This window comes from Devosia marina (assembly GCF_009758415.1).
GTDB classification, from domain to species: Bacteria; Pseudomonadota; Alphaproteobacteria; order Rhizobiales; family Devosiaceae; genus Devosia; species Devosia marina.
The window spans coordinates 1100958-1126877 of the sequence record NZ_WQRF01000001.1; the positions used below are offsets into that span (position 1 = coordinate 1100958).

The 25920-nt window shown below is 62.3% G+C and carries 29 protein-coding genes; 15 read left to right on the forward strand and 14 right to left on the reverse strand.

All coding sequences use genetic code 11. From position 1 onward, the window contains the following. Nucleotides 1–2 precede the first annotated feature (2 nt). The 5 genes from GO014_RS05230 to GO014_RS05250 all read right to left on the reverse strand — a co-directional run bounded on the left by GO014_RS05230 (nucleotide 3) and on the right by GO014_RS05250 (nucleotide 6360). Complete coding sequence (locus GO014_RS05230; RefSeq protein ID WP_147405728.1) at nucleotides 3–1154, reverse strand: restriction endonuclease subunit S domain-containing protein; 1152 nt, start codon at nucleotides 1152–1154, stop codon at nucleotides 3–5. Beyond that, complete coding sequence (locus GO014_RS05235; protein ID WP_205029880.1) at nucleotides 1154–2719, reverse strand: class I SAM-dependent DNA methyltransferase; 1566 nt, start codon at nucleotides 2717–2719, stop codon at nucleotides 1154–1156. Before GO014_RS05235 ends, GO014_RS05230 begins: the two co-directional genes overlap by 1 nt. A 17-nt stretch (nucleotides 2720–2736) precedes the next feature. Further along, nucleotides 2737–5115 (reverse strand): EcoAI/FtnUII family type I restriction enzme subunit R, encoded by a 2379-nt coding sequence (gene hsdR, locus GO014_RS05240; protein ID WP_179952919.1) that lies wholly within the window; start codon nucleotides 5113–5115, stop codon nucleotides 2737–2739. A gap of 157 nt (nucleotides 5116–5272) precedes the next feature. Beyond that, nucleotides 5273–5668: a hypothetical protein gene (locus GO014_RS05245; protein WP_157289359.1), complete on the reverse strand. Its 396-nt coding sequence runs from the start codon at nucleotides 5666–5668 to the stop codon at nucleotides 5273–5275. Then, the gene (locus GO014_RS05250) at nucleotides 5665–6360 is read right to left on the reverse strand and encodes a recombinase zinc ribbon domain-containing protein (protein ID WP_210252410.1); all 696 of its coding nucleotides are present in this window, start codon (nucleotides 6358–6360) and stop codon (nucleotides 5665–5667) included. Before GO014_RS05250 ends, GO014_RS05245 begins: the two co-directional genes overlap by 4 nt. Nucleotides 6361–6458: 98 nt before the next feature. Here GO014_RS05250 and GO014_RS18930 point away from each other — a divergent pair, with 98 nt between their 5' ends. From GO014_RS18930 to GO014_RS05290, 8 genes are all read left to right on the forward strand, one after another. After that, the gene (locus tag GO014_RS18930; protein ID WP_179952890.1) at nucleotides 6459–6620 is read left to right on the forward strand and encodes a DUF6127 family protein; all 162 of its coding nucleotides are present in this window, start codon (nucleotides 6459–6461) and stop codon (nucleotides 6618–6620) included. A gap of 73 nt (nucleotides 6621–6693) precedes the next feature. Beyond that, nucleotides 6694–7368, forward strand: a complete 675-nt coding sequence (locus GO014_RS05260; protein ID WP_157289360.1) for a YcbK family protein — start codon at nucleotides 6694–6696, stop codon at nucleotides 7366–7368. Continuing rightward, complete coding sequence (locus GO014_RS05265; RefSeq protein WP_343030780.1) at nucleotides 7365–7622, forward strand: hypothetical protein; 258 nt, start codon at nucleotides 7365–7367, stop codon at nucleotides 7620–7622. Before GO014_RS05260 ends, GO014_RS05265 begins: the two co-directional genes overlap by 4 nt. A gap of 252 nt (nucleotides 7623–7874) precedes the next feature. Beyond that, nucleotides 7875–8786, forward strand: coding sequence for a LysR family transcriptional regulator (locus GO014_RS05270; protein ID WP_157289361.1), 912 nt, complete (start codon nucleotides 7875–7877; stop codon nucleotides 8784–8786). An 80-nt stretch (nucleotides 8787–8866) separates the two neighbouring features. Then, nucleotides 8867–9553 carry an NADPH-dependent F420 reductase gene (locus tag GO014_RS05275; RefSeq protein ID WP_157289362.1) on the forward strand — a complete coding sequence of 229 codons (687 nt, stop codon included), beginning with the start codon at nucleotides 8867–8869 and terminating at the stop codon, nucleotides 9551–9553. A 27-nt stretch (nucleotides 9554–9580) separates the two neighbouring features. Further along, entirely contained in the window at nucleotides 9581–10024 is a 444-nt protein-coding gene (locus tag GO014_RS05280) for a DoxX family protein (protein WP_179952920.1), read from the forward strand. Nucleotides 10025–10085: 61 nt separating this feature from the next. Further along, complete coding sequence (locus tag GO014_RS05285) at nucleotides 10086–10949, forward strand: VOC family protein (RefSeq protein ID WP_157289364.1); 864 nt, start codon at nucleotides 10086–10088, stop codon at nucleotides 10947–10949. 10 nt (nucleotides 10950–10959) lie between these two features. After that, complete coding sequence (locus tag GO014_RS05290; protein ID WP_157289365.1) at nucleotides 10960–11922, forward strand: glutathione S-transferase family protein; 963 nt, start codon at nucleotides 10960–10962, stop codon at nucleotides 11920–11922. A gap of 33 nt (nucleotides 11923–11955) precedes the next feature. On the opposite strand, the gene GO014_RS05295 is transcribed toward GO014_RS05290, so the two are convergent. Next, nucleotides 11956–12429, reverse strand: coding sequence for a DUF411 domain-containing protein (locus GO014_RS05295; RefSeq protein ID WP_157289366.1), 474 nt, complete (start codon nucleotides 12427–12429; stop codon nucleotides 11956–11958). A gap of 236 nt (nucleotides 12430–12665) precedes the next feature. Here GO014_RS05295 and GO014_RS05300 point away from each other — a divergent pair, with 236 nt between their 5' ends. From GO014_RS05300 to GO014_RS05320, 5 genes are all read left to right on the forward strand, one after another. Then, nucleotides 12666–12863 (forward strand): heavy-metal-associated domain-containing protein, encoded by a 198-nt coding sequence (locus GO014_RS05300; RefSeq protein WP_157289367.1) that lies wholly within the window; start codon nucleotides 12666–12668, stop codon nucleotides 12861–12863. A gap of 98 nt (nucleotides 12864–12961) precedes the next feature. After that, nucleotides 12962–13339: a hypothetical protein gene (locus tag GO014_RS05305; RefSeq protein WP_157289368.1), complete on the forward strand. Its 378-nt coding sequence runs from the start codon at nucleotides 12962–12964 to the stop codon at nucleotides 13337–13339. Nucleotides 13340–13374: 35 nt separating this feature from the next. Next, complete coding sequence (gene copM, locus GO014_RS05310) at nucleotides 13375–13869, forward strand: CopM family metallochaperone (protein ID WP_157289369.1); 495 nt, start codon at nucleotides 13375–13377, stop codon at nucleotides 13867–13869. A gap of 116 nt (nucleotides 13870–13985) precedes the next feature. Then, the gene (gene cueR, locus GO014_RS05315; protein WP_157289370.1) at nucleotides 13986–14384 is read left to right on the forward strand and encodes a Cu(I)-responsive transcriptional regulator; all 399 of its coding nucleotides are present in this window, start codon (nucleotides 13986–13988) and stop codon (nucleotides 14382–14384) included. Nucleotides 14385–14546: 162 nt separating this feature from the next. Next, on the forward strand, nucleotides 14547–14987 hold the full coding sequence (locus GO014_RS05320) for a c-type cytochrome (RefSeq protein WP_343030782.1): 441 nt from the start codon (nucleotides 14547–14549) through the stop codon (nucleotides 14985–14987). Between the two features lie 17 nt (nucleotides 14988–15004). Here GO014_RS05320 and GO014_RS05325 read toward each other — a convergent pair whose 3' ends face one another. From GO014_RS05325 to GO014_RS05335, 3 genes are all read right to left on the reverse strand, one after another. Then, on the reverse strand, nucleotides 15005–15616 hold the full coding sequence (locus GO014_RS05325; RefSeq protein ID WP_343030783.1) for a class I SAM-dependent methyltransferase: 612 nt from the start codon (nucleotides 15614–15616) through the stop codon (nucleotides 15005–15007). Further along, entirely contained in the window at nucleotides 15546–17945 is a 2400-nt protein-coding gene (locus GO014_RS05330) for a heavy metal translocating P-type ATPase (protein ID WP_210252426.1), read from the reverse strand. Before GO014_RS05330 ends, GO014_RS05325 begins: the two co-directional genes overlap by 71 nt. Nucleotides 17946–18501: 556 nt before the next feature. Beyond that, nucleotides 18502–19221, reverse strand: coding sequence for a hypothetical protein (locus GO014_RS05335; protein WP_157289373.1), 720 nt, complete (start codon nucleotides 19219–19221; stop codon nucleotides 18502–18504). Nucleotides 19222–19351: 130 nt separating this feature from the next. On the opposite strand from GO014_RS05335, the gene GO014_RS05340 reads away from it, so the two are divergent. Further along, nucleotides 19352–20254 (forward strand): LysR family transcriptional regulator, encoded by a 903-nt coding sequence (locus GO014_RS05340; RefSeq protein ID WP_343030784.1) that lies wholly within the window; start codon nucleotides 19352–19354, stop codon nucleotides 20252–20254. Nucleotides 20255–20845: 591 nt separating this feature from the next. Here the strand turns inward: GO014_RS05340 and GO014_RS05350 are convergent. Next, entirely contained in the window at nucleotides 20846–21232 is a 387-nt protein-coding gene (locus GO014_RS05350; protein WP_157289374.1) for a DUF983 domain-containing protein, read from the reverse strand. 104 nt (nucleotides 21233–21336) lie between these two features. Between GO014_RS05350 and GO014_RS05355 the strand changes: the two genes are divergently transcribed. Further along, nucleotides 21337–21873 carry an integrase core domain-containing protein gene (locus GO014_RS05355; protein WP_343030844.1) on the forward strand — a complete coding sequence of 179 codons (537 nt, stop codon included), beginning with the start codon at nucleotides 21337–21339 and terminating at the stop codon, nucleotides 21871–21873. 688 nt (nucleotides 21874–22561) lie between these two features. On the opposite strand, the gene GO014_RS05360 is transcribed toward GO014_RS05355, so the two are convergent. The 4 genes from GO014_RS05360 to GO014_RS05375 are packed head-to-tail and all read right to left on the reverse strand — an operon-like array spanning nucleotide 22562 to nucleotide 25837. Then, a complete protein-coding gene (locus tag GO014_RS05360; protein WP_090597428.1) occupies nucleotides 22562–23233 on the reverse strand; it encodes an ABC transporter ATP-binding protein in 672 nt (223 codons plus the stop codon). Continuing rightward, nucleotides 23233–23979, reverse strand: coding sequence for an ABC transporter ATP-binding protein (locus tag GO014_RS05365; RefSeq protein WP_157289375.1), 747 nt, complete (start codon nucleotides 23977–23979; stop codon nucleotides 23233–23235). Before GO014_RS05365 ends, GO014_RS05360 begins: the two co-directional genes overlap by 1 nt. Beyond that, nucleotides 23976–24938, reverse strand: coding sequence for a branched-chain amino acid ABC transporter permease (locus GO014_RS05370; protein WP_157289376.1), 963 nt, complete (start codon nucleotides 24936–24938; stop codon nucleotides 23976–23978). Before GO014_RS05370 ends, GO014_RS05365 begins: the two co-directional genes overlap by 4 nt. After that, nucleotides 24938–25837 carry a branched-chain amino acid ABC transporter permease gene (locus tag GO014_RS05375; RefSeq protein WP_157289377.1) on the reverse strand — a complete coding sequence of 300 codons (900 nt, stop codon included), beginning with the start codon at nucleotides 25835–25837 and terminating at the stop codon, nucleotides 24938–24940. Before GO014_RS05375 ends, GO014_RS05370 begins: the two co-directional genes overlap by 1 nt. Nucleotides 25838–25920: the final 83 nt, after the last annotated feature.

Genomic DNA, 25920 nt, shown 5'->3' on the forward strand with positions numbered 1-25920 from the left:
TCTCACGCCGCCTGATGCTGCCTACCAAATGTCTCGTGCAGCATGGCTGGGATCAGGGCCTGGACATCCTGCGCAGTGCTAGCACGGATGGTGCGGGCTTCGCGGGCCCTCGCATGCAGACGGTTGAACCATTGCTGGCGGCCGATCGGTGGCGTCGGAACAGTGATCGCCTCCAGCGCTCCTTGCCCTAGAGTGCGGTTCCTGTCGGCACTTCCGGGCGATGCGGATTGGACCTTGCCGAGACCTTCAGAGGTCTGGAGGTAGAACCAGATGAAATCGGCTGTCGCGAGCCCCTGAGTGGGAACGCATGTCAGGTAGCGGTGCGAGCCGACCCGCCCATGGTCATCGGGGCCAGCCACCGCGAAGGCCCCCTCCCAAGCCTTGATGTTGCTGAACACGAGGTCGCCTTGCTGAACAAGGAAGAGCTTTTGCCAGCTCAGGTCCGCGCCCAGCAGATCGGGTTTGTGAAAAGTACCGCGGCCGAACGAACGGACGCCGAGCTCTGGATAGCTCGCGTCAAGATCGATCTCGACCGGCCTGCGCACCAGCGGCGCGACCTCGGCCATGGGGCGCAGGGGAGCGCCGTCGATGGCGCGCTGGAAAGCTTTCAGCAGCAGCGCCTGCGTTTCGCGCTCGGCCGCCTCGATGGCGCTGCGGCGTTCGTCCACCAGCGCCGCGACCCGGTCGAGCTTTTCAACGATGCGACGCTGTTCGCCGAGGGACGGAAGCGGGACCATCATTCTCAGGAACTTGTCTTCCTTCATGCGCACCCGATTCGTCGATCCTTCGCTTGCCCGACGGCACAGGTCGATGAACTCGGGAGTGCGTGAGTACCACTCGAAGTAGTGCGGCAGTACTTTTGAGGCGTCGATGTCGAAGCAAGGGAAATCGTTGCTGACCAAGGCGCCGTCCAATTCCTCGGGAACGATTCCATAGGCGCCGTGGCGAGCATCAATCCGCGAGAGCAGAAATTGGCCGGCCTTGGCACAGTACTGTCGCGCAGCGGCGATTGCGCTGCCCGGAACTTCACCGCGAAGCGTCAGGCCCTTTCCCCATAGTCGCGCCGTGATCTGCTTGTACTGACCGTCAGGTTCGACAGGTACCCAGCTTTCGGATTTGGTCAGGAAGTCCGAAATGGCAATCGATCCCCACATCACACGCGCTCCGCAAGCACGGCCTTGATCTCGTCCATGATGCCGATGATCCGCTGTTCCTGTGCGATGATCGCGTCCACGATCTCGGCCGGTGCACGGTGATCGACGACCTCACCGGAATGGGGGTTCTTGATGTCCAGGTTGCAGGCGACGACACGATCCTGATCGTCGCGCTGGATCAGGTCAGCGGCCGAGACCTTCCAGGCGCGCTCGTTCGGCTCGCGCTTCTTCCACCAGGCGAGGCAGTCCGCAAACTCCTCATAGGCCATGGGCGCAGTTTTCGAGTACTTCTTGCGGCCCTCAGGCAGCGGCATCTCGTAGTACCAGATGTCCTTCGTCGGTCCGGTCGTATCGAAGAAGATCAGGTTTGCCGGGATGTCCGTGTAGGGCGCGAACACCCCTTCACGCAGCCGGACCACCGTGTGCAGGTTGAACTTCTCGAGCAGGTCCGCCTTGATCCGCGCCGAGATGCCATCGCCGAACAGCGTGCCGTGCGGAACGACGACCGCGGCCCGCCCGCGCCCGGCCCGCTTCAGCCGCCGCATGATCAGTTGCAGGAACAGCAGCGCCGTTTCGGCCGTGCGCCGGTCCTCGGGGAAGTTGTTGAGGATGCCTGCCTCCTCCTCGCCGCCGAATGGCGGATTGGTCAGGATGACATTGACCCGCTGATCCTCGCCGATCTCGGCCAGGCGGAAGCGAAGGGCGTTGCCGGGGTCGATGCGCGGGGCGTGCAGGCCGTGCAGCAGGAGGTTGAGCTGGGACAGCAGGAACGGCAGCGACTTGGCCTCGCCACCGAAGAAGCTGTCTTCCTGCAGGATGCGCCGCTTCTCGACCGTGTCTGCCTGGCGCTCGAGATGCTGGAAGGCCTCGGTCAGAAATCCCCCGGTTCCGCATGCCGGGTCGAGGATGGTCTCGCCCAGTTTGGGATCGGTCACCTCAACCATGAACCGCACGACCGGGCGGGGCGTGTAGAACTCGCCCGAGTCCCCCGCCGCGTCGCGCATCTCTCGCAGCAGCGTCTCGTAGAGGCGGCCAAGGGTATGGACTTCCTCCGAAGAGTCGAAATGGATGCCGTCGATCAGGTTGACCACGTCGCGCAGCAGGTAGCCGCTCTCCATGCGGTTGGCGAAGCCCTGGAAGACCGTGGCGATCACGTCGCGCCGCTCTCGCCGCCCATTGTCGCCGCGCAAGCCTCGGAGATAGGCGAAGAGTCCCGGGCCGCGGGTGCCGTCCGGACGCTCCGTCATCTCGGAAACGAGAAACGACAGGAGGTCCGGGCCTGTGATGCCATCCGCATCCGCCGCCCAGTCGCGCCAGCGATAAGGAGCCTCGATGATCGGGCGATAGTCCTTGCCTGCGAGCTCCGCGCGTCCCTCCTCGATCCGCTCCATGTCGTCGAGGAACTTCAGGAACATGATCCAGGTGAGCATCGGCAACCGATCGAGGTCGCCGTTCAGCCCCTTGTCCTTCCGCATGATCTTGCGGGCGGACTTGATGATGCTGTCGAGACGCTGGGCAGTGGTCAGTTGCTTCGGCTCAGCCTTCTTACGGGCGGTTTTGGCCAAGTTGGATCTCCTTCAATTCAAGCGGTGTAGAGCAGACGCTGCAGCTCGGTGACGGCGCTGCGCAGCTCCTTGCCCCCGCCGAAGCGGGCGGCGATTTCGATGACGTTGCCCCACTCGTTGAACGGGGGCACTTCGAGGATGTCGGGTAGCTTGAACTGGGCACTGCCATGTTCGGCATACTTTTCAAGCACGGCATCCAAGACCTCGCGGGCATCCGGCCCGAAGCGGTCCAGAAACTCGTCCTGCTCTCTCAGCAGACGGTCAGCGCGCTCGCGCCGGGTTCGCAGCGGCGCGTTATATGCCAGATGGCAAAGGAGATCGAACGGATCGGCCTCCGGCTTTCCGACTGCATCAGCCAAGGAGTCTAGGTCGATGCCCTTCTCCTCGAGACGCTCGACGATTTCCGCCCGGCGTTCGGGGTCAAGCCAGTCCGTGCGCAGTTCCGACGCATTGGGATAGAGCGTGCGAACCTTGTCGCCGGTGTAATCGGTAAGCTGGCGGCAGGCGAGCTGCCGCCCATCGGAATCGAGTTCGTACACGAGGTGCCGGACAATCGCTACCTCGCCGCCGTCGACATAGAACTTGCGGGGCCCGTTCTCGCCCTCGTCCCCCAACTCGACGGGTCCATCCGGGATATCGGGCCCTTCAGGAAGATCGTCCGGATCCGGCGCCACGTCTTCGATCTCGCGCTCTTCCACGATGTCGCCGTCGGCATTGATGACCGCTTCGTCCTCGCGGACGGGATCGCCGTCAAAGGCGGGATCGGCGAACATGCGCGTCGCGGTTCCGGTGTAGTCGATGATGTTGAAGGCGAGCTTGCCGTAGTCGGGCCTGAGGCGGGTGCCCCGTCCGATGATCTGCTTGAACTCGGGCATCGAGCCCACGACCCGCGCGAGCACGACATTCTTGCAGGTCGGGGCGTCCACTCCGGTCGTGAGAAGCTGCGACGTGGTGAGAATGACCGGCGTCTTGGTCTCGACATCCTGAAACTTCGCCCTGTGCGCGCTTCCCACATCGCCTTCGTCGGACGTCACACGGCAGACGTAGTCGGGATGGTCCTTCACGAGATCGGTGTTCAGGGCGGCGAGCGCCTGCCGCATCTCGAGCGCGTGTTCCTGGTCGACGCAGAAGACGATGGTCTTGGCGAAGCGGTCGGTCTCGGCCATAAAGCCCGCCAGATGTCTCGCAATGGCCTGCGTTCGTGCACGCAGCGCCACGACCCGCTCGAAGTCCCGCGTCGAGTATTCGGCGTCGGGGATCTCGCGACCATAGCGATCAAGTTCACCCCGCGTTGGACGCCAGCCGGCAGCGTCGTAGTCCGATATGACGCGATGGACGCGATACGGGGCCAGGAAGCCGTCAGCGATGCCCTGCGCGAGGCTGTACTCATAGAGCGGATCGCCGAAATAGTTGTAGGTGTCGACGTTGTCCTCTCGCCGCGGCGTCGCTGTCATCCCGATCTGGGTTGCGGGCTCGAACCACTCGAGAATTTCCCGCCAGTTGCTGTCGTCGCGCGCACTGCCGCGATGGCATTCGTCAATGATGATGAGATCGAAGAAGTCGCGCGCATACTCTCGGTAGAGGCCGGGACGGTTCTCGTCACGCGCGATGGACTGGTAGATCGCGAAATACATGTCGCGGCTCTTGACCGCCACGCCGCCAGCTATCTTGTGACGGGCGTCGCCAAACGGGCTGAAATCCTTTGCCATCGGATCGTCGACGAGGACGTTGCGATCGGCGAGAAACAGGATCTTCGGGTTCCGGTTCACCCCTTTGGAATTCCAGCGTGCTGACCATAGCTTCCAGCAGATCTGGAAGGCGACGGCAGTCTTGCCCGCTCCGGTGCACAGGGTGAGCAGTGCCCGCTTCCTGCCCTGAAGGGCCGCTTGGACCGCGCGGTTCACCGCGATTTCCTGATAGTAGCGAAGGGGTTTGGCTCGGTCTGGAAAGGTGGGTGTCAGCAGCCGTTCGGCCACTTGGTCGTCGACAATGCCCTCGGCGCGGCGCAGCCGGGCCCAAAGGTCATCAGGCGCCGGGAAATCCGAAATCGTTCGCTCGATGCCGGTCGTGTAGTCGAACTCGACGATCTCGATCCCGTTGGTCGAATACGCGAATTGAAGACCAAGGATTTCTGCATATTCCTTGGCTTGTTGGAGTCCCTCCGCGGCGTGCCGGTAGCGGGATTTGGCCTCAACGACGGCGATCGGGAAGTCCTGATTATACCGCAGCAGATAGTCTGAGCGCTTCTGCTTGCCACGGCGAGCTTTGCCGCCAACAAATACAACTCGGCCGTCAGTAAAGGTTCTCTGCTCGTTTATTGCGTGCGGGCGGTCATCCCAGCCTGCTTCCTGCAGCTTCGGGACGACGAACTTCCTGCAGGTATCGGCTTCGTTCATGCGCAATCTACTTCGCCCGGTTTCGACATGCCATCGCGCAGCAAACGGCTTGTCAAAGAACTCGGCTCAGATCAACGCGCAATTCTTTGGTTTGGCAGCTCTTTCGCCTGACAACGGCTCGGAGAAGCTACAGCGTGGCCGACTGATGCCGCAAGCCTTATTCCGTCCCTGGCAGCAAGGTCTCGCGCTGCCTCGACCATTCATCGGGGATCTGCACTCGCAGCGACTGAAGCGTCAGGCCCGGGGGATGCCGTGCGTCGAGTATCGCCTCGACGAGGTCGGGCGCAAGCTGCGTCAGCCGAAGCACACGCGTGAGGTAGGAGACAGCGATGCCTTCCTGTGCGGCGAGGTCGGCTACCGTGGCAAAGTCACCGTTGTCGAGCATCCTCTTCCAGCGAAACGCGCGCGCAAGCGCCTTGATGAGTGTATCGTCTGGCTTCCCGCGCGCGTGGTTGCCTGATGGCCGCTGCATCTCTTTCCGCCCGCCGCGCTTCACGATGCGGAATGGCACGTGGATTGTGACCGTGTCGGGGACCGCCGTCGCGCGGGTCATGCCGCTGCTCCGATGCTGCCAGATAGCATCTCGCGCGCGAGCCCTCCGAGGCCGTCCATCCGGAGCCGGAAGTTGAGCCCGTTCGTGCCGATATCGACGCGCTCGACCAGCAACGTGACTATGCGCGCCTGCTCGGCGGGGAAGAGTTCGTCCCACAGCGGGTCGAGCTGTTGCAAGGCCGCGCGTGCGTCGGCCTCGGAGATGTCCTCGGCATAGGCACGCGCTGCCTTCCACGTCCCCGCCACGATCTCCGGCTGGCGGAACACGGCGCGGAGCTGGTCTATGACGGCGCCCTCGATCTCCCCCGCAGGCACGCGGCCGACCGGACACGAACCAGCACCATGCTTCAGCACGGTCTGACTGACATAGTAGCGGTAGAGACGATCCCCCTTCCGAGTATGCGTCGGTGAGAACGCGGCGCCATCGGGCCCGAACAGCAGCCCCTTCAGCAGCGCGGGCGTGTCGGCGCGGGTGCGGGCCGCGCGCTTGCGTGGGCTCTCCTGCAGGATGGCGTGGACGCGGTCCCAAATCTCGGGATCGATGATGGCGTCGTGCTCGCCGGGATAGCTGTCGCCCTTGTGGACCGCCTCGCCGACCAGACGCTGGTGACGCAGGCCATCAACGGCGAGGCCTGCGAGATGGAATTTGCCTACGTCCTGCCCTCGAGCGAGAGCTTCACCTTCATTGTGCACGCGGTCTACCTGCCGCGCCCGCGCATCGAGATTTCCGGTCCGCAGGAGTTCAGGCCACCTTCGACTGGCAGGCGGCGCGCGACGGCGTCGTCGGCCGAATGTGCACCGCCATCCGCGATCTCCGCTCGCTCGTCGACTGCATCCGGCTGGTGCGCCGCACCGCCATGCAGACCGCCGTCCGCATGATCACCACCGGCGTCATGCTGGCGCTGCTCGCGGGCATCGCCATCAAGCTGAAGATCTTCGGCGGCAGCCCGTAGTCGCGCCCCATCCCCATTCATCAGCCCGCAATGACCCGCCCTCGAGGCGGGTTTTTCGTTTCTGGAGGACCCCATGACCACGACCTTCCACCGCCATTGGCGTGATGTACCGGAGAGCACCTGGCACTGGCCGAATTTCAGCCCGGCCGAGATCGCCTGCCGAGGCACCGGCAGGCTGCTGATCAACGAGCCTGCGCTCGACAAGCTGCAGGCGCTGCGCGACCGGCTGGGCAAGCCGCTGATCGTCCGCTCGGCCTACCGGAGCCCAGAGCACAACCGTGCCGTCGGGGGCGCCACCCGCTCCAAGCACCTCGACGGCGCCGCTTTCGACATCGCCATGGCGAACCACGACCCCGTGGCGTTCGAGGCCGCCGCGCGCGAGGTCGGGTTCCTCGGCTTCGGTTTCTACCCGCGCTCGGGCTTCATGCATGTCGACCTCGGCCCCGCGCGGCAGTGGGGCGAGCGGTTCCCGGTACGGGCGACCGCATTTGCAGCTGAGACGCCGCCCGCGCGGGAGGTGCTGGCCGACAGCCGTACGATGAAGGGCGGCGGGGCGGCGGGTGTCGCGACGCTCGGCACGGTCGGGGTGGAAGTGGCCCAGCAGGTGCTGGCGGAGACGCAAAGCGCCGTCCTGCCGCTGGTCCCGTATCTCGATACCCTGCGCTGGGTGTTCATCGCGGTCGCCCTCGGCGGCATCGCAGTCACGATCTACGCCCGCCTTGATGACTGGCGACGGGGGCGGCGGTGATCGGCACCTTGCTCGGCGGGATCGCCACGAGCCCGTGCATGCGGGCGGCGCTGCGCTACGGAGCCATCGCGCTGGCAGTGCTCCTGTTCCTGCTTTCGCTTCGGCGCACAGGGGAACGAGCGGGCCGCCTCGCCGAACGCCTTGAAACCACGGAGAAGGCCAATGACGTCCAACGCCGGATGCTGGATGCGGCGGCTCGCCGTCCTCGCGATCGCAACGAGCTTGCTGAGCGGCTGCGCGAGGGGCGGTTCTGATCTGCTGAGCGGCGCCGTATGCCCACCCGTCGTTGAGCACGACCAAGAGGTCCAGGCCCGCGCAGCGGAGGAAATCGTGCTGCTCCCGGACAGGTCCGCTATCGCCGCTATGCTCGCCGATTACAGCGTCATGCGGGATCAGGCGCGCGCGTGCCGGGGGCGATGATCTTCCGCCCGCCAGCCAATGGCCTTTGATTGTCAATTTGGCTAGAATGGCCAGCAACTAACCATCATTGCACCGCATGGGAAGAAATGGACCGCCTCGACTGCGACCGCATGTTTCTCGCCGTGATCGAGACAGGCAGCTTCACGGCGGCCGCAGAGAAGCTGGGCACGCGGTCCGGACAGGCGTCCAAGCTGATCTCGCGTCTGGAGACCGATCTGGGCGTGCGGCTGCTCAACCGGACGACGCGATCCGTCGTGCCGACCGAGGCTGGTCGTGCCTATTACGATCGCCTGAAGCCGCTTGTCGATGAGCTCGACACCCTCGATCTCGACATCCGAAATATCTCGCAGTCCCCGCGCGGACGGCTGCGGCTCACGGCGCCCCTGACATTCGGCACTCTCGAACTGGCTCCCGCACTGAACGCGTTCGCCGGGCTCTACCCGGACATCGAACTCGACGTCAGCTTTTCGGACCGGGTCGTCAACGTCGTCGATGAAGGTTTCGACCTTGCGGTTCGCGTCGGGCGTCCCGGCGATTCCAGCCTGATCATCCGCAGGCTCTGCGCCGTCCGCATCGTCGTCGTCGGTGCACGCTCTTATCTCGAACAGCACAATGCGCCCAAGTCGCCTTCGGACCTTGCCGAACACGCCTGCATCATCGACACCAACTTCCGCGAGCCAACCCGGTGGCCGTTCAAGGGCGAGACTGGCGAGGTCGAGATGGCGAGCGTCGATGGCCGCATCCGCTATTCGAACGCTGAGGCCTGCGTCCAAGCCGCAGAACTTGGACTCGGGCTCGCCTGCGTGCCCGCATTCGTGGCGGGGGAAGCACTGCGCTCGGGCAGGCTGATCAGACTGCTGCCGTCGTTCGAATCCGATCCCTACGACGTACACGTCCTTTATCCGCATAGCCGCCATCTCGCGGCCAAGGTGCGCCTGCTCGTCGACTTCCTCTCCGAGCGGTACAGGCAGACGCCGCATTGGGAGCAAGGCTGGTAGGTTATTACCCTTCTTCGGGAAGCAATCATCTTCCCAAGGGTCGGATTATCGTCTTTCTCGGCAGAGTCTATGTTTTCCGCATGACGAACGAACTGGCGCTCAGCCGAACGCCGGATGTCAGAAGGAGAACGAACATGAGCATCTCGATCATTGGCGCCGGCAACATGGCGAAGGGTCTTGCCACCCGCTTCGCGAATGCCGGCCATCCCGTCACGCTCGCCAGCCGCGACGAAGCCAAAGCCGACGCTGCCGCCCGGGAAGTGGGTAACGGCGTGTCGTCCGCATCCCTCGCTTCTGCTGCGCAATCGGCGGACATCGTCGTCCTGGCGGTGCCCTTCGATGCCGCGGGCAACGTCATCGAGGCGGCCGGCGGCTTCGCAGGCAAGATCGTCATCGACATCACCAACCCGATGAAGGCGGACTTCTCGGGCCTCAGCATCGGTCACACGACCAGCGCCGCCGAGGAAATCCAGAAGCGCGCGCCGCAGGCGAAGGTCGTCAAGGCCTTCAACACGATCTTCGCGCAGGTGCTGCAGAACAACGGTCAGGCCGCCGGCCGTCCCGCAACGGTCTTCATTGCGGGAGACGACGAGGCCGCCCGCGCCGCGGTCGCCGAACTGGCCCGGAGCGCCGGCTTCGAGACGCTGGAGACCGGGCCCCTCGCCACCGCCCGCTACCTCGAGCCCGCCGCCGCGCTGAACATCACGCTCGGCTACGGCCTCGGCCATGGCACCGACATTGCCCCTACCTGGCAGCGCGCTGCCTGAGCTCCCTCGAAATCAAGGAACATGACCATGACCTACGCCACCGCTTCCGCCTCCGCCCGTCCGTCGCTTGTCGACGGGGTCACCAACGCCGATCTCGCCGCGACCATCCTGCGGGTTTCGATGGGCGTCCTCTTCCTCGCTCATGCCGGCTTGAAGCTTTTCGTCTTCACCCCGGCCGGCACGGCGGGCTACTTCGCCAGCCTCGGGCTGCCCGGGCCGCTCGCCTACCTCGTCATCGCGGCCGAGCTCCTCGGCGGCATCGCGCTAATCCTCGGCGTCTACAGCCGCTGGGTGTCGCTGGCGCTGGTGCCGATCCTGCTCGGATCGATCTACGTGCCCCATGGCGCGGCCGGCTTCTTCTTCTCGAACGAAGGCGGCGGCTGGGAATTCCCGGCATTCTGGGCGGTGACGCTGGTTGTCCAGGCCCTGCTCGGCGACGGCGCTTTCGCCCTGAAGCGCAGCCGCGCTTGACCTCCCTTGCCGGCCGCGGGGGGCCTCCCGCGGCCGCACTCGTTCTCAAAGGAAACCCACCATGACCATCGCAACCGACTTCTTCGATATGACTGCAGCGCCGATGCGGATCGGGGCGGTCCGGCTCAAGGTGCGTGACCTCGGTGCGGTCTCTGCCTTCTACCAGACCGTCCTCGGGCTCAGCCCCATCGAGACCGGCGACCGGCGGGTGACGCTCGGTACCGGCACGACGCCGTTGCTCGAACTCGTAGGCGACTCCGCGCTGGCTCCCCTCGACCCGCGGCAGGCCGGCCTCTTTCACACCGCCTTCCTGATGCCGACCAGAGCTGACCTGGCCCGCTGGGTCGCCCACGTCGCGGAAGCGCGCGTGCCGCTTCAAGGCGCGTCGGACCACATCGTCAGCGAGGCGCTCTATCTCGCCGATCCCGAGGGCAACGGCATCGAGGTTTATGCCGACCGTCCGGTCTCGGACTGGCACGGAGAGAGCGGCGAGATCCGGATGAGCACCGATCCGCTCGATCTGCAGGACCTGCTCCAAAGCGCCGGGGGCACCGCATGGACGGGCTTCCCCGAGGGCGGCAGCGTCGGCCATGTCCACCTGCAGGTGGGGGATACTGCAGAAGCCGATCGCTTCTACCGCGACCTGCTCGGCCTCGATATCGCGGCGCGCTATCCCGGCGCCAGCTTCTACGGCAGTGGTGGTTATCACCACCAGCTTGCCGGCAACGTCTGGAACAGCCGCCGTGCGGGGGTGCGCCCGCAGGGCATGGCGGGTCTGGATGCCGTGGAAATCGTCGTCCGCAGTGCAGCGGACCTCGCAGCCATCACCGCACGCGTCGAAGGCGCCGGCATGGAAAGCATCAAAACCACCGACGGCCTGACCCTACACGATCCCTGGGGCACCGCCATAACCCTGACGACTTGAGGAGACGACCATGCTGATGAACGGGAAATGGGTTGCGAACTGGCAGCCCGTCCAGGCCAAGGACGAGAAGGGCGGCTTTGTTCGCCAGACCTCCAGTTTCCGCAACTGGATCACCCCTGACGGCAGCGCCGGGCCGACCGGCGAAGGCGGCTTCAAGGCCGAGCCCGGCCGCTACCATCTCTACGTCGCGCTGATCTGCCCATGGGCGTCGCGCACGCTGATCGGTCGCAAGCTGAAGGGACTGGAGGACGCGATCTCGGTCTCCGTCGTCGAGCCCGAACTCTCCGACCAGGGCTGGCGCTTCGGCGACACTGGCGGGGCCGACCTCGACACGCTGAACGGCGCCAATTTCCTGCACGAGATCTACACTCGCGCCGACCCCGCCATTTCGGGTCGGGCGACGGTGCCGGTGCTGTGGGACAAGCAGCGCGGCACCATCGTGAACAACGAATCCGCCGACATCCTGCGGATGCTGAACTCCGGGTTCGGCGACTTCGCGGACACCACCTTCGACCTCTATCCGGCCGACCTCCGCGAGGAGATCGACGCGATCAACGCCCGAATCTACCCGGCTCTCAACAACGGCGTCTATCGCGCGGGCTTCGCCACCACGCAGATCGCCTACGAAGAAGCGTTCCAAGACGTCTTCGCCATGCTCGATGAACTCGAAGGACGCCTCGGCGATGGCCGCGACTTCCTGCTGGGCGACCGCTTCACCGAAGCGGATGTGCGGCTGTTCGTGACACTGGTGCGCTTCGATGTGGCCTATCACGGCCTCTTCAAGTGCAACCTGCGCCGCATCGCCGACTCTCCCGCCCTCAGCGCCTACCAGGCGCGCATCCTCGCGCTGCCGGGGGTGTGCGAGACAGTCAGCATCGACCACATCAAGCGCGGCTACTACTCGATCAAGGCTCTCAACCCGACCGGGATCGTTCCGGTAGGGCCCGCGCTGCCAGCAGCTTTGGCCGGTTGATCCGGCGCGGTGACCGACAGGTCTGCACTCAGGTCACGCTGCTGCGTAGCTGGTATAGACTGAAGTCGATCCGTCGCGCCCTATGAGGAAAACCTCAAAGGCCTCACGTTCGCTCTCCGGCCCCATGCCCGGTGACCCGTAGGGCATGCCGGGCACGCCAATTCCGATGGCGTCCGGACGCTCGTCCAGCAGTCGGCGGATGTCGGCAGGCGGAACGTGTCCTTCGATCATATATCCCGCAATCTTGCCGGTGTGGCACGAACCCATGGCCTGCGGGATACCGTTGTCGAGCTTGTACTGCGCGAGCGCCGCTCCTCCGCTCTCCTCGACCGTCACATCAAATCCCTCGGATGCAAGAATGTCGACCCAGGCCGAGCAGCATCCGCAGTTGGGATCCCTGAGGACGTGAAGACCAGGACTGGCCTCGGCCCCGGCAGGCACCGCGGCCGTCACCGAAACAGCGCACGCGCCAATTACGAAACCCCGGCGAGAAACAATCAATCGCATCGTCGATCCTTTTCTTCACGCAAGGCCATCGCTGCAAGCAGCATGGTCTTCAAACCGTCCGCACCCCGCATTCTTCTTTGATGGCTTACTCACACGCCTCATCCCACAGAGACGCAATCGTCACCCGTACACGGAAGGTTGAGCCGAAACGCATCGATCGCGCCCGGGCTGCTCTTGACCTTCCACTAGCTGGAAGCCCCATCTTCAGGGCTAACCAGATGCTCGGAGAGACTCTTATGCAGTTCCAGATCGACAACATGACGTGCGGCGGCTGCGCCAGAAGCGTTACAAAGGCGATCCATTCGGTCGACCCGCAGGCAAAGGTCGACATCGATTTGCCCCATAAGCGGGTGACCGTGGAGTCGGGAGTCGATCGATCCGCCGTTGCGTCCGTGCTCGTGGACGCCGGGTTCTCGCCTCGCCCTGCGGCATGATGCTCGGCCAATAGTCACAAGAAGCGGCAAGAAGAACGCGCTTGCCTGAGGCGGGTTGTAACTGCTGAGGCAGCGTCTTCCCTGGTGGATAACCATTGATGAAAAAATCAGCGCGGATTTGGAACATGGCAATTGCAGCGTTACTGGCGCTGGCATTCGCCTTCATCTGGCCGCCTGCCAACTTTGGCTCCCCATCACCCTATGATCACGCAGTGCAAGCGGAAGCCCATACTCAACACGCTCATGGCAAACCGAGCGGCCAGCACGGCTTTCTCACCGTTCAGATGGAAGCCGACTGTGCTGCTGCGGCAGCAGCCTGTTGCATGATGGCTCATTGCTGTCCGGGGATTTCAGTCGGTGCGCATGAAATTACCACCGTTTCGGCCAGCGACGAGACGACGGCTGCGACGCCGGTGCCGGGCTTGGGAAGCGATCCTGGGGTGATCCTCCCCCCTCCGCGACGTCTGTGGCTCTGATCGCTCGACAAATCATACATTCAGGAGAACTCAAGATGACTATCGCAAAGACGATCCTCGCCGCGGCTATCGCCGCTACCGCGTTCTCAGCGCCCGTCATGGCGCAGGACGCGGAATTCCAGCTCCCCGAGCAGTGCACGACAGCTGCCGCCGCGGGTGGCATGGATCACTCGGCCATGGGACATGGCGGCATGCACGGTAATCAGGGCGGCGGCATGAACGCGGGCATGATGGAGATGATGGGCATGGGAGGCATGGACCTCGAATCCATGCCCGAGCATGTCCAAGAGAACATGCGCAAGATGATGATCACCATGCCGGCCATGCACGAAGGCATGATGATGGAGGATGCCGACGTGGCCTTCGCCTGTGGAATGATCGCCCACCATCAGGGCGCCATCGACATGGCTGAGGTTTTGCTCGAGCACGGCGACGATCCGCAGATGCGCGCGCTTGCCGAGGAGATCATCGCGGCGCAGGGCCCCGAGATCGAGCGGATGACCACTTGGCTGGCTGAGAACGCCGACTGAGGCCCGGATGGCCGCGCGGTTCAGCCGCGCGGCAACTTCCGTTTGTCGCTTCGAAATTTCTTGAGCTTCCAGTGGCTGGAATCCCATATTGGCGACGCAGCTTCGGAGACGCCGCCATGAACATCGGGACAGCCGCCAGGCAATCGGGCCTGCCGCCCAAGACGATCCGCTACTACGAGGACATCGGTCTGCTGACCGCCGACCGGGCCGCCAACGGGTACCGCGACTATTCCAGCGAGGACGTCCACCGGCTGCGTTTCGTCCAGCGGTCCCGCAGCCTCGGGTTTTCGGTCGAGGAATGTCGGCAGCTGCTCTCCCTCTATACCGACCGCGACCGCGCCAGCGCGGATGTGAAGGCGATCGCCACCGAGAAGCTTGGCGAGATCGACCGCAAGATCGCGGAACTGACCGGGTTGCGGGAGATGCTCGGGCATCTTGTCGAGAATTGCCACGGCGACGCCCGCCCGGACTGCCCGATCATCGACGGGCTGTCGGGGAAGACGCGCGATCACTAGGACCCGATGGAGGGCGGAACGATGATGGGCGACGGCATGATGTGGGGATGGGGCTCTGGGGCCTTGTGCTCGCCGTGCTGGTGGTGCTCGTCATCGCCGCGCTGGTCAAATACATCTTCTTTCGATGGATCCGGGCCGATGTTCAGCATAGGAACGTCGTCTGTGCGGCTTTTCGCTCCAGCAGTCCTCCTGATCGGTCTGCTTCCGCTCCCTGCCGCGGCGTTTCTGCACGCCGCCCCGGCGGATGCGGACACTGGCCGTGCGCTCTACGTCGAGCACTGCGCGGCATGCCATGGCATCAATCTTGAGGGACAGCCGGACTGGCGCAGCCCCGACGCCGACGGTGTCTACCCGGCGCCTCCCCATGACGAGTCCGGTCACACCTGGCACCATGACGATGCGATGCTGATCGACTACATCACACGCGGCGGTCAGGCGGTGCTCGACGACATGGGAGTGACCTTCAACTCGGGAATGCCGGGCTTCGGCTCGGTTCTGGATGAACCGGAGATCGAGGCGATCCTCGACTACATCAAGTCGACCTGGCCGGAACACATTCGGGACCTGCAAGTGCAGAGATCGAATGCGGCCGCCGCCGATTGATCCCATTTCGGTCTGCGTCAGACCTTTCGGAAGAGACCGAAGTGGAACCGCTGCACGCTGTCCCAAGGGATTGGGTGTTCATGGTTGAGGGTTCGAATCAGCCGGTACCCATCGCCGAGCCGCTCGGACAACCGTGCGGCGTCGTAGCGGGCGACTGGCAGTCCGCTGCAGGTAGACGGACCGTCCAGCGCGAAGGTTCCGATAATAGCATGACCGCCGGGGACCAGGGCACGATCCATGACCCGCAGATATGACTCCTGATCGGCGGCGTCGGTCAGGAAGTGGAAGGCGGCGCGGTCGTGCCAGATGTCGAAGCGACCGGAGGGCTTCGAGTGCAGCACGTTGCCCACCACCCATTCGACCGGCACGTCCTTGGGAAGTCGCGCCCGAGCCTTCGCTAAAGCAGTTTCCGAGAGGTCGAGCACGGTGATGCGGCGAAATCCCTGTTCCAGGAGGCAGTCCACCAGACGTGAGGAACCCCCGCCCACATCGACGATGGCGGCGTCCGTCCTCACGCCAGTCTCCGCGATGAGGTCGAGCAACACCTTCGGCCGTGCCTCATGCCAGCTCGTCTCGGCCTCTTCCTTGTTCCGATAGACGTCTTCCCACCGGTTCGGGTCTTCGGACATTGTCATTCCCCCACAACTCGATCCGCCGCAGTCGCAGCGCGTTCGTGATGACGGAGACGGATGACAGGCTCATCGCCGCTGCTGCGATCATCGGCGACAGCAACATTCCCGTAAGGGGATAGAGCAGTCCCGCCGCGACCGGCACGCCCAGAGCATTGTAGGCGAAAGCGAAGAACAGGTTCTGCTTGATGTTGTGAAGCGTGGCGCGGGCCAGCTTGCGTGCGCGCACGATCCCCATCAGGTCACCGCCCAGGAGGGTGATGCCCGCGCTTTCCATGGCCACATCCGCGCCGGTTCCCATGGCGATGCCGACATCGGCTGCAGCCAGAGCAGGCGCGTCGTTCACCCCGTCGCCCGCCATGGCGATCTTGTGCCCATCCCGGCGCAGCTGGTCGATCAGATCCTTCTTGGCCTCGGGCAGCACGCCGGCGCGGACCTCGTCGATGCCGAGCTTGCTGGCGACCGCCTGCGCCGTGCGTTCGTTGTCGCCGGTCGCCATGATGACCCGCAGCCCTTGCGCGTGCAGTTCCCGGATCGCCTGCGCGGTGCTGTCCTTGATCGGATCAGCCACCGCCACGATGCCGACGAGCGCGCCGCCCGACGCGATGAACATCGCTGTCTTGCCTTCGGCGCGGAGGCCGTCGGCCTTCGCTTCGGCCAGACCGGTGTCCAGCCCCATCTCGCGCATCATTGCCGCATTGCCGAGCGCCACTTCACGCCCGCCGACCGTGCCGCGCACGCCCTTGCCAGTGACCGCCTCGAAATCCACGGCCTCCTGACGCGGCGCCCCATGGGCCTCAGCTCCCTCGACGATTGCCTCGGCGAGTGGGTGTTCCGAGCCGCGCTCGAGCGCGGCCGCAAGCGATAGCAGGTTGGCCTCGGCGATATCCCCCAACACCACGGTATCCGTCAGCTTCGGCTTGCCCATGGTCAGGGTGCCGGTCTTATCCACGATCAGCGTGTCGACCGCCGCCATGCGCTCCAGCGCCTCGGCATCCTTGATCAGCACGCCCGCCTGCGCGCCGCGTCCCGCCGCCGTGGTGATGGAAATCGGCGTAGCCAGCCCCAGCGCGCAGGGACAGGCGATGATGAGCACCGACACCGCCGAGGCGATGGCGAACACCATCGCGGGCTCGGGCCCCACAGTCAGCCAGACGATAAAGGCGACAATGGCGATGACCACCACCGTCGGCACGAATACCGCGGAAACCCTGTCGGCCAGTCCTTGGATAGGCGCGCGCGACCGGCGGGCGTTCGAGACCATGGCCACGATCTGAGCCAGCACGGTATCGGCGCCGACCTTGCCTGCCTCGATCACGAGGCTGCCGTTCTTGTTGATCGTGGCCCCGGTCACGGCATCACCAGGGCCTTTTTCCACGGGCATCGACTCGCCGGTCAGCATGCTTTCATCAAGAGACGAGCGCCCCTCGATCACCGTCCCGTCCACCGGGACCGCATCGCCGGGGCGCACCCGCAGCCGGTCGCCCTCCATGATGTTCTCCAGCGGCGCGTCGTATTCGGTGCCGTCCGGCAGGATGCGCCGCGCGGTCTTGGGTGCGAGATCAAGCAGCGCGCGGATCGCGTCCCCGGTGCGCTCGCGCGCCCGCAATTCGAGAACCTGGCCGACGAAGACCAGAGCCACGATAACGACGGCCGCTTCATAGTATGTCCCGACGCCGTGGCCCATGCGGTACTGGTCTGGAAACACGCCCGGGAGGAACGTGGCCACCAGCGAATAGAGATAGGCCGCTCCAACGCCGAGGCTGATTAGCGTCCACATGTTCGGCGATCGGTTCAAGATCGAGTCCCAGCCGCGGCGGAAGAACGGCAGCGCGGCCCAGAGGATGATTGGCGTCGCCAGCACGAACTCCAGATAGCTCGCCGTCTGATGCCCGACCCAGTCGCGCACCGGCAGGGCGACAAGCTCGCCCATCGTCAGCACAATGAGCGGCACCGCCGCCGCCGCCGAAATCCACATCCGCCGCGTGAAGTCGGTCAGCTCCTCGCTGGGCTCGTCCGAGGGAACCATCGGCTCCAAAGCCATGCCGCATATCGGGCAACTACCCGGTCCATCGCGAACAATCTCGGGGTGCATCGGGCAGGTGTACTGGACGTTAGCCGGGGCCGCCTTCTTCCGCCCCGCGGCGCGGCCGGAGGCATAGAACCAGGGATCCGCTTGGAACTTCGTCTGGCACTTGCCCGAGCAGAAGTGGAAGTTCTCGCCACCGTAGCTCTCCGTCCGGGTGTCCGGCTTCAGGCTCACCGTCATGCCACACACCGGGTCGATGGCCGTCGGTTCGGTCGCAGGCACTTCGTGGACCTTCGGCATTTCGGCGTCTGAGTGGACGTGGCCGGAGTGAGGATTGACAGTGGACATGGTGTTCTCCTTTCGCGGTCTGTGCCGCGTGAAGGCCGATGCACGGGCCATAAGGATCAATGTGCTCCTTCCCGTCACTGGAAGGTCAAGCGCAGATTGAACCAAACGCCGTCATGGCACATCGATGCATTGACCGATGATTGAGGGCGCCCCGTCGTCTCAAAGAAATCAATAACTTAAGGTGGAGAAGGTTCGACGACAGGCCCATCCCCTCTGCCACTTTGGTAAAAACCGGGAACGCCGATTCCAGCTGACTTCCCTCCTTTGTTGGCTACCAGCGTCCTCAATAGGGTGTTTTTTGCTGACCTTGATGTAGATTGCGTCGTCCGCGATCTCGGCGTGTTGGGCGAAGGCGCGGACATGTTCCCGCCGATAGCCGCCCTTTCCAAGCCGGTGGCGAGTGCGAGCTTCGCTTGCCAGTTCTGGCCGCTTTGGCGCGAATCTAAATTCAAACAGCAAAGCGCCCGATGGGTTGCACCGGGCACTTCTTTCTCAAGTCACCTCGAGCTTACTTGGTAGCGAGGATTTCGAAATTGTGGACGTTTGCCACCACACCGTCGTCCCATCCACCTGAGATCAATTCTGAAGCCTTTTCATTCAGGAGTCCGGCGACTTGTCCGGCAAAGTGCGCTTCGCGGCCAGAGTTGTCGGCAAAGATGTCGAAGATGGCGAAGTTGGTCTCGTCAATCTGCAGCGCCGCCCAGAACAATGTCTTGGGTTCAGTTTCTGCGACGATGGGGCCGGCGGCGGTCAGCAAGGCTGCCAATTCGGGGCCTTTACCTGGAGCAGCTTCGAGCTTGATGTAAGTTGCGGTCGTTGCCGTGGAGAGATCAACCGGCGCCTTGACCGACAGGACATCGGAGTTGTTGATATTCGCGACAACACCGTCGTCCCATCCGCCGTCGATCAGCGCGTCGGCGTTTTGGTTCAAAGCCGCCGCAACCGCTCCTGAGAAGTGAGCGTCGCGTGCTTCTTCGTCTGCGAAGATGTCAAAGATTGCGAGCGTGTCATCGGCTTGCAGAGCAAACCAAAGGACGGTGCCCGGCTCTGTGTCCCGCACGATAGGTGCGGCACCAGCCAGAAACTCCGCGAAAGCTCCGGTCTGGCCTTCGGCGGCGGGCATGGCGATGTAGCTGGCAGTGTGATTTTCCATTGGGTTGTCCTGTGCAGTTGCAGGGGTTGTGATCAGAGCCAGTGCGGCGACTGTCTGAAGGATTTGCGTTTTCATGGTCGTCCCCTGATTTGAAGTGCATCGTGTTTGGTTTCGATGCACTTTTGTCCCATGCCGAATGCGCCCGAAGCCAATTCCGAAATTCTATTCTTTGATAGACATTGACTATTGAAGTGGGTTTGATGGTGTGGCTGAAGATGTAACAGAGGATGCGGCGATGGAAATGAACCAGATCAGGTATTTTCTCGCTGTCTGCGAGCACCGAAACTTCACCCACGCAGCCAGCGCCTCCAATGTCTCCCAGCCTTCCTTGACGACTGCGATCAAGAAACTTGAAGACGAGCTTGGAGGTGACCTGTTTGTCAGGGACCGTGCGGGATGCAGGCTGACGACGCTGGGAAAACTCATGCAGCCAAGATTGCAGAAGGCTCATGATGAGACGAGGCAGGCGAAGGCGGAGGCGGTCCGTCATATGCGCTTGGAGCGGGTGCCAATCTCTGTCGGTGTCGGAGAAACGATTGGCCACAACAGGATTTCGGCAGCTATGGAGCGTACTCGTACGCGATTGCCGCAAGCCGAAATAGAATTGATCGTGGCGTCAACCTCCGAGCTTCTTGCCGGGTTACGAGATGGTGAATTTGACGTTGTAGTCACCGCAGAGAAGGTCAGTGAAGACCTCTATCGTATAGACCATCTCTATGAAGAGGACTACAAGGTCGTGGTGTCAAAGTCGCATCCGTTGTCTGAACTAAGTGCGATCTCTCTTTCGACTCTTGCTAAAACTGACATGCTTGACCGCCTAAATTGCGAAATGCGGGATGTTTTGCATGGGACCTGCGCGGATCATGGTCACGAACTCTACGCGGCCTATCGGTCAAATCGCGTGGATTGGTTAGTTGAACTTGCTCGGCAAGGGTCAGGTGCGGTGATCCTGCCAGCCACCGCTATTCCTTCGGACATGGGCCTGGTGTCGAAACCCATCGATGGTCTTGAAATATCAAGAACTGTTTTGGCCCTTCGATATCGGCACCAAACGACGAGACCAGAGACAAATGATCTGATCCGTGAGATGACGCGCACGCTGGCGTAGTGAGGTTGGTAATCGACATTCGTCCATCGTGCAGCATTCGTCACTTTGGGCTCAGACCAGACTTTCGCGGCATCACGCTCGAACGTCCGTTCTACTTTTCTTCGAGATCTCGCCAGCAATCCGCCACTTAGCGCTCAAGAAATTGCGCCAGATTGCGGTGAAGGTCACAGCGAACCACACCCATTGTGTGCGGTGATAGTCGTCGGTGACGAGGCCGTACTCTTCAAGAAGCCACCGCGCTGCGTGAGGCGACCTTCGGCGCGGGTAACAGTGGGCGGGTTCTTTTCAATCTTGAGGAGCCGCTTGATTTTCCTGATGACCTCTTCAGCAGACGTCCCCGACTTTGCCGTCGGGTGGAAGTGAATGAACGGCAGGTTTCGGGCGCCGAACGCGGCGCTCCGAACGGCGACAATGGCGTCGGCACCCGCCGATCGGCAACGCGCCCCCTTTCTGCCGTTCGAGCATGCATTTCGATTTCCCGAAAGCGGTTGGTCCGCTATGGTCTCGGCAACGTCGAGAACGGGGTGGTTATCGGACTGTCTGCTTTACGTCAGTAGTGGGCGAATGCAGACGTGTAGCTTTGGCACACGCTTAGCGGTCTTGTTCGTCGCTCCAACCTTTAGACCACATAAGTCCGATTATGGCCCCTTTCGAGGAGGGTAGGATTGCCATAGTGCCAACAAGGGTCATAGGGACAAGAATGTACAGGTAATAGAGTGGATTTGATGCCCCGCTCAGTTCCATGTGGAGCATTACACCAGCCACCAAGTGGATAACAAACGTCACGACCACGAAAGGCAGGAACAAGCCAGCCTTATAATAGGCAAGCGGCTCACCGCAGACGGCACAATTGTCGTGCTGCTCAAGGTAGTGATGAAAGAGCCAGCCTTTGCCGCAGTTCGGGCATTTGCACTTCGCACCCCGCCAGATTGCAGGCCATGGACGCTTGACAGAGTCTTTTTGGTTTTCCTTGTCCATGGACATCCTCCTAAAACTTGCGGATGACCCTGAAGCCAGCGGCTAAAGCCTCATGACCTCATGGGCTGTAGGTTACCCAAGGCAACTCACTTCAAACCTAACGCATCCCGAAGACCAAAAGGTTCAAGCTGGCTTGGACATTCCATTGTTGGGGCACCTACATCATCGCCTGGAAGCTGTGCAACACAATGCGGGCCGAGGACGTCACTGACACGCTGGACATGGCCCTCGCGGCCTCAGGCTGCGACCAGGTGCATGTGCATCACAAGCCCCGGCTGCTCAGCGATAATGGCCCCTGCTATATCGCCAGTGAACTGGCCGATTATATCCAGACCAATCGCATGAGCCACGTCCGCGGCGCCCCGATGCATCCCCAGACCCAGGGCAAGATCGAGCGCTGGCACCAAACCATGAAGAACCGCATCCTGCTGGAGAACTACTTCCTGCCCGGCGACCTGGAGGCCCAGATCGGCGCCTTCGTCGAACACTACAATCACAGGCGCTATCATGAGAGCCTCGACAACGTGACCCCGGCAGACGCCTACTTCGGCAGGGCCGCAGCCATCATAAAACAGCGCGAAAGGATCAAACGACAAACCATCCAGCATCGGCGCTTGCAGCACCGCAAGCTCGCCGCATAACATCAACCCAAAGACGAGGCCGATACTCCGCTAATCCAAGACCCAAACTGCGCCAAATGATCTGACGACGGACACTTACCAGATCGTGACGGGACAGCTTGCGGATGGTCAATGTGTAAAGATCAAGACCAAATCGTTCAAGGGCATTCCCGGCGACGAGTTCGCATTTCGGCTTGTTCAGGACCGCATCCGGATGTTTTGCGATGGCAAGCAGGTAAAGGCGCTACTGACCTGAGAGCCCTCTCTGTCCGTTCCCCGCCATCGTCTCATCGGCGGGACAATGGCGCCGGGAGTCTGTTTTCTACAATCTTCGAATAATAGCGGACAGGGCAGATGACGGCCCCCTTATCGCCAGTTGGCAGCGCGCCCTCACTTCCAACATTTGGGCCGCCAAGACGCTTTGCTGAAGGCTGCCGGTTCGCTTCGACCACGGTAGCGAAATGGCGGCGAGCTCCGCGCGGCCATACCATCTGCCTGGTCCGCCATCGTGCACATAGGTGATGTTTCGATGACTTTGGACCTATATTGCCGTCGCGGTCCCGCCCCCAACAAGGATGCAGACCGCAAGGGGCAATAACGACAGTTGATCCCTTGGGCGATTCACAAAATTTGTCTCGTAGCGACCAGCCGCACCCCGGCTCGCATCGAACCTTCATTCACCTTTGCATGGTCGCTCTGTAACGCTATGCTAAATGGCTTCCACAGTTCCGCCTGATACCATGCCCCGCTCGATGGTAAGAGTTTCATCGGCGACTGATGACAACAGATCGGGACTGGATTCGGTGATCATATAGGCAATGTCGCGTTTTTCTGCCTTGAGCCGCTTGAGCGCCCTGGCATAGTCAAGCGCCAGCGCTGGAGCGAGTCCCTGAAACGGCTCGTCGAGCAATAGCACGCGATCAGCGACCATGAGGGCCCGTCCAAGAGCGACCATCTTGCCCTGACCTCCTGAGACGCTGCCCCCCGGCCGAGCGTCGAGCGTTTCTAGCTGGGGTATGAGCGCGTAGGTCTCGTCGAGACGACGTTTGCGTTCCGCGGGTGCCATATTGAGCGCCAGTGCAGGAAGGAGAATGTTTTCACGCACGGAAAACTCTGCGATCAAGCGCCGATCTTCGGGAGCATAGCCAATTCCCAGAGGAGCTCTAGCGAAAGCCGGTTTGTCCAGCAGAGCATCGCCCGCCAGCGACACAGTGCCCGAAACGACAGGTAGAAGGCCCATAATGGCGCGAAGGGTGGTTGTTTTGCCGGCCCCATTCCTGCCGATCAGGACCGTTGTCTTGCCAGATTCGAGGGTGAAGCTGATGCCGCGCAGTACCTGCACGCCTTCGATTTCGACTTCGAGATTATCAACCTTGAGCATCATGCAACCCCCACAACAGTTTCCACGACGCGGGGGTCCTGAAGAACCTCCGCCGGCTTGCCTTGCGCAAGAATGGACCCGCTGTTCCACACCAACACTCGGTCGGCGTAGCGCTCCACGATTTCCATGTCGTGTTCGACAAAGAGCGCGGTCAAACCCTTGGTGCGCATAGCGTTCATGAGCGTTTCCATGATGGAGAACCGCTCCAACGCGCTCACACCGCTTGTCGGCTCGTCGAGAAGCAGCAGGCGTGGCTTGAGTGCGAGCGCCAAAGTGATGTCGGCTAGCTTTCTCAGCCCCTCAGGCAGGGTGCCGGCGATCGCATCGGCATGAGCCGATAGTCCCAGCAGTTCGAGCAGCTCATCGGCCTCTTCTTGATATCTGCGACGTGCCAATGGCTTTAGGCCATCCCAAACACCTTGGCGAGAGGCGATGGCCAGCAGCAGGTTGCTCCGTACTGTCTGGTCTGTGAAAAGCTGGGGAATCTGAAACGCGCGTGCAATACCTTGCCGCGCGATCCTGCGGGGCGCCCAGCCGGTGATCGGCTCACCTTCAAGGTACACCTCGCCCGAGACGGGGCGAATGTAGCCGGTACACAGATTGAGGAAAGTTGTTTTCCCCGAACCATTGGGTCCGATGATGGCAAGAAACTCGCCTTTTTCGATTTCCAGGCTGACATTGTCCGCCGCTTTGATGCCAGCGAATGCAATGGTCAAGCTTTCTGCCTTCAGGAGGGGCTGGCTCATGACTTGTTCTCCCCGAGCTTAGCGCTAGACGTTTTATCCGCTGACTTGGTGACCAGGCCGTATAGGCCCTGTGGCAGGAAGAAAATGACCAGCAGCAGCGTTGCGCCCATGATTAGGTTCCAGGCGTTATGGGCAACGCCAACTGCGACGGTGTGGACGATCTCGAGAAAGATCGACCCGATGAACGGTCCAGCAACGCCGCCGATCCCGCCCAGAACAGCGGTCAAGACCAAGTGGCCAGATTCGGTCCAATAGGCGTAATCAGGTAGGACATGGCCGATCGAGACAGCGGCAATGGCGCCACCAAGGCCGGCCAGCGCTGCTGAAATCGTGTAGGCGATCAAGAGTACAGACCAAGCCGACACACCCAGATATTCGAGACGCACTTCGTTGGTATGAATAGCGCCGACTGCGTGTCCGAGAGGGCTTTTCAGGAACTGAACGCCTAGGCCAGCGATGATGGCCATGAGCGCCAGCGCGACGTAGAACAAAACGATATCGAAACCGGCCTTGGTAAGGGTCATGCCCAACACCGTTGGGACGGGCACGCGCAAGCCATCGGTGCCGCCCGTTATGCCATAGAGTTTGGAGAGCAGGGCGAAGAACACCATCGAGACAGCGAGATTGAGCATCGCGAAAAAGATCGCGCGATAGCGAACCAAATAGGCCCCGACAAGGGCGCCAATAACGGCCGTGACCAAGGTGGATGCGATAAGGAGCACGAACAGGTCCGATATTCCCGACCGCAGGACGATAAAGGCTGCGGTGTACGCACCGGCCGCATAAAACATGGCGTGTCCAATCGAGATCAGACCAGCACGCAGAAGCAGGGCCACGCCGACTGCCGCAAATCCCTTTGCAATGGCGATGGTGAGTACGAATTGAAGCCAGGGGGCAGCGAAGGGGACGATGGCCAGGGCGGCAAAAGCCGCGGCGAAAAGCGCATAGAGGATTTTCATCAGATCTTCCTCGTCGTGGCGGTGCCAAATAGCCCGTTAGGGCGAACCAGCAATACGGCGAGCATCACCAGGAAGGGGGCAACGGTGTCGAATGCGGGGGCGTAATAAACCGCGAGGACTTTCGCGCCAGCCACAATGATCGACGCCACTGCAGCCCCTTCGATTTGTCCCAATCCGCCGATGGCGGCGACTGCAAATGCCAGCACCATGGTTTCGGCACCAAGGCCGGGGGCAACGCCAGTCGTTGGCGTGGCAAGGGCACCACCGAGCGCTGCGAGAAACACCCCAAGCGTAAAGGCAAGCACGAAGGCGCGGTCGGTGTTGATACCCATAGCGAGTGAGACTTCACGGTCGGCGACAACGGCGACAAGCAAACGGCCCAGGCGGGTGTGCTTGATGAGAAACCGCATGCCGAACAGAACAGCCAGCGCGAGCACGATGAGGAGCAGCTGATAATTGAGATAGAAGATTCCGCCAATCTCAGATACCCCCAGAAGCGCCATGGGAGTGTCCTGATAGATCGAGCGCACACCAAAAACGAGGCGCTGAAGGTCTTCCAGGATCAGGAATAGACCGAACGTCACCAGGATCTGGATCGCTTCATGCCTGCCATATGTCCAACGTATCAGCGTGCGTTCGACAAGCGGACCGAGGACCATGGCAACGAGCGCCGCGCTCAGAAGCAGCGCAGGGAAAGAAAGCCAAGGGTTTAGGCCTGCGCTGATGAGCCAAAGGCCCATGCTGGCGGCAATATAGGCTCCAATTGAGTAGAAGCTGCCATGGGCAACATTGAGGATGCGCTGAACGCTGAAGACCAGAGTCAGGCCGACGGCCACGAAAAATATAAGCGCGGCGTTGGCAAGTGCGTCCATGATCAGCGGCAAGGCCATATCAAGCATATCTTGTCCATCCGTGAGGTCTGCACCGCTTGGGTGCCGGTGGCGCGGAGCCGGTCCCCTCAAAAGGACAAGGCTCCGCGCGC

Excerpts from the sequence above, each read along its gene's own strand:
- GO014_RS05290 (WP_157289365.1), top strand. The coding sequence starts at position 10,960 with ATGCTGATGAACGGGAAATGGGTTGCGAACTGGCAGCCCGTCCAGGCC.
- GO014_RS05245 (WP_157289359.1), bottom strand. The coding sequence starts at position 5,668 with ATGACCCGCGCGACGGCGGTCCCCGACACGGTCACAATCCACGTGCCA.
- GO014_RS05280 (WP_179952920.1), top strand. The coding sequence starts at position 9,581 with ATGACCTACGCCACCGCTTCCGCCTCCGCCCGTCCGTCGCTTGTCGAC.
- GO014_RS05370 (WP_157289376.1), bottom strand. The coding sequence starts at position 24,938 with ATGAAAATCCTCTATGCGCTTTTCGCCGCGGCTTTTGCCGCCCTGGCC.
- cueR (WP_157289370.1), top strand. The coding sequence starts at position 13,986 with ATGAACATCGGGACAGCCGCCAGGCAATCGGGCCTGCCGCCCAAGACG.
- GO014_RS05230 (WP_147405728.1), bottom strand. The coding sequence starts at position 1,154 with ATGTGGGGATCGATTGCCATTTCGGACTTCCTGACCAAATCCGAAAGC.
- GO014_RS05295 (WP_157289366.1), bottom strand. The coding sequence starts at position 12,429 with ATGCGATTGATTGTTTCTCGCCGGGGTTTCGTAATTGGCGCGTGCGCT.
- GO014_RS05375 (WP_157289377.1), bottom strand. The coding sequence starts at position 25,837 with ATGCTTGATATGGCCTTGCCGCTGATCATGGACGCACTTGCCAACGCC.
- GO014_RS05305 (WP_157289368.1), top strand. The coding sequence starts at position 12,962 with ATGAAAAAATCAGCGCGGATTTGGAACATGGCAATTGCAGCGTTACTG.
- copM (WP_157289369.1), top strand. The coding sequence starts at position 13,375 with ATGACTATCGCAAAGACGATCCTCGCCGCGGCTATCGCCGCTACCGCG.
- GO014_RS05330 (WP_210252426.1), bottom strand. The coding sequence starts at position 17,945 with ATGCCGAAGGTCCACGAAGTGCCTGCGACCGAACCGACGGCCATCGAC.
- hsdR (WP_179952919.1), bottom strand. The coding sequence starts at position 5,115 with ATGAACGAAGCCGATACCTGCAGGAAGTTCGTCGTCCCGAAGCTGCAG.
- GO014_RS05325 (WP_343030783.1), bottom strand. The coding sequence starts at position 15,616 with ATGTCCGAAGACCCGAACCGGTGGGAAGACGTCTATCGGAACAAGGAA.
- GO014_RS05365 (WP_157289375.1), bottom strand. The coding sequence starts at position 23,979 with ATGAGCCAGCCCCTCCTGAAGGCAGAAAGCTTGACCATTGCATTCGCT.
- GO014_RS05335 (WP_157289373.1), bottom strand. The coding sequence starts at position 19,221 with ATGAAAACGCAAATCCTTCAGACAGTCGCCGCACTGGCTCTGATCACA.
- GO014_RS05300 (WP_157289367.1), top strand. The coding sequence starts at position 12,666 with ATGCAGTTCCAGATCGACAACATGACGTGCGGCGGCTGCGCCAGAAGC.
- GO014_RS05270 (WP_157289361.1), top strand. The coding sequence starts at position 7,875 with ATGGACCGCCTCGACTGCGACCGCATGTTTCTCGCCGTGATCGAGACA.
- GO014_RS05360 (WP_090597428.1), bottom strand. The coding sequence starts at position 23,233 with ATGCTCAAGGTTGATAATCTCGAAGTCGAAATCGAAGGCGTGCAGGTA.
- GO014_RS05285 (WP_157289364.1), top strand. The coding sequence starts at position 10,086 with ATGACCATCGCAACCGACTTCTTCGATATGACTGCAGCGCCGATGCGG.
- GO014_RS18930 (WP_179952890.1), top strand. The coding sequence starts at position 6,459 with ATGTGCACCGCCATCCGCGATCTCCGCTCGCTCGTCGACTGCATCCGG.
- GO014_RS05260 (WP_157289360.1), top strand. The coding sequence starts at position 6,694 with ATGACCACGACCTTCCACCGCCATTGGCGTGATGTACCGGAGAGCACC.
- GO014_RS05350 (WP_157289374.1), bottom strand. The coding sequence starts at position 21,232 with ATGGACAAGGAAAACCAAAAAGACTCTGTCAAGCGTCCATGGCCTGCA.
- GO014_RS05275 (WP_157289362.1), top strand. The coding sequence starts at position 8,867 with ATGACGAACGAACTGGCGCTCAGCCGAACGCCGGATGTCAGAAGGAGA.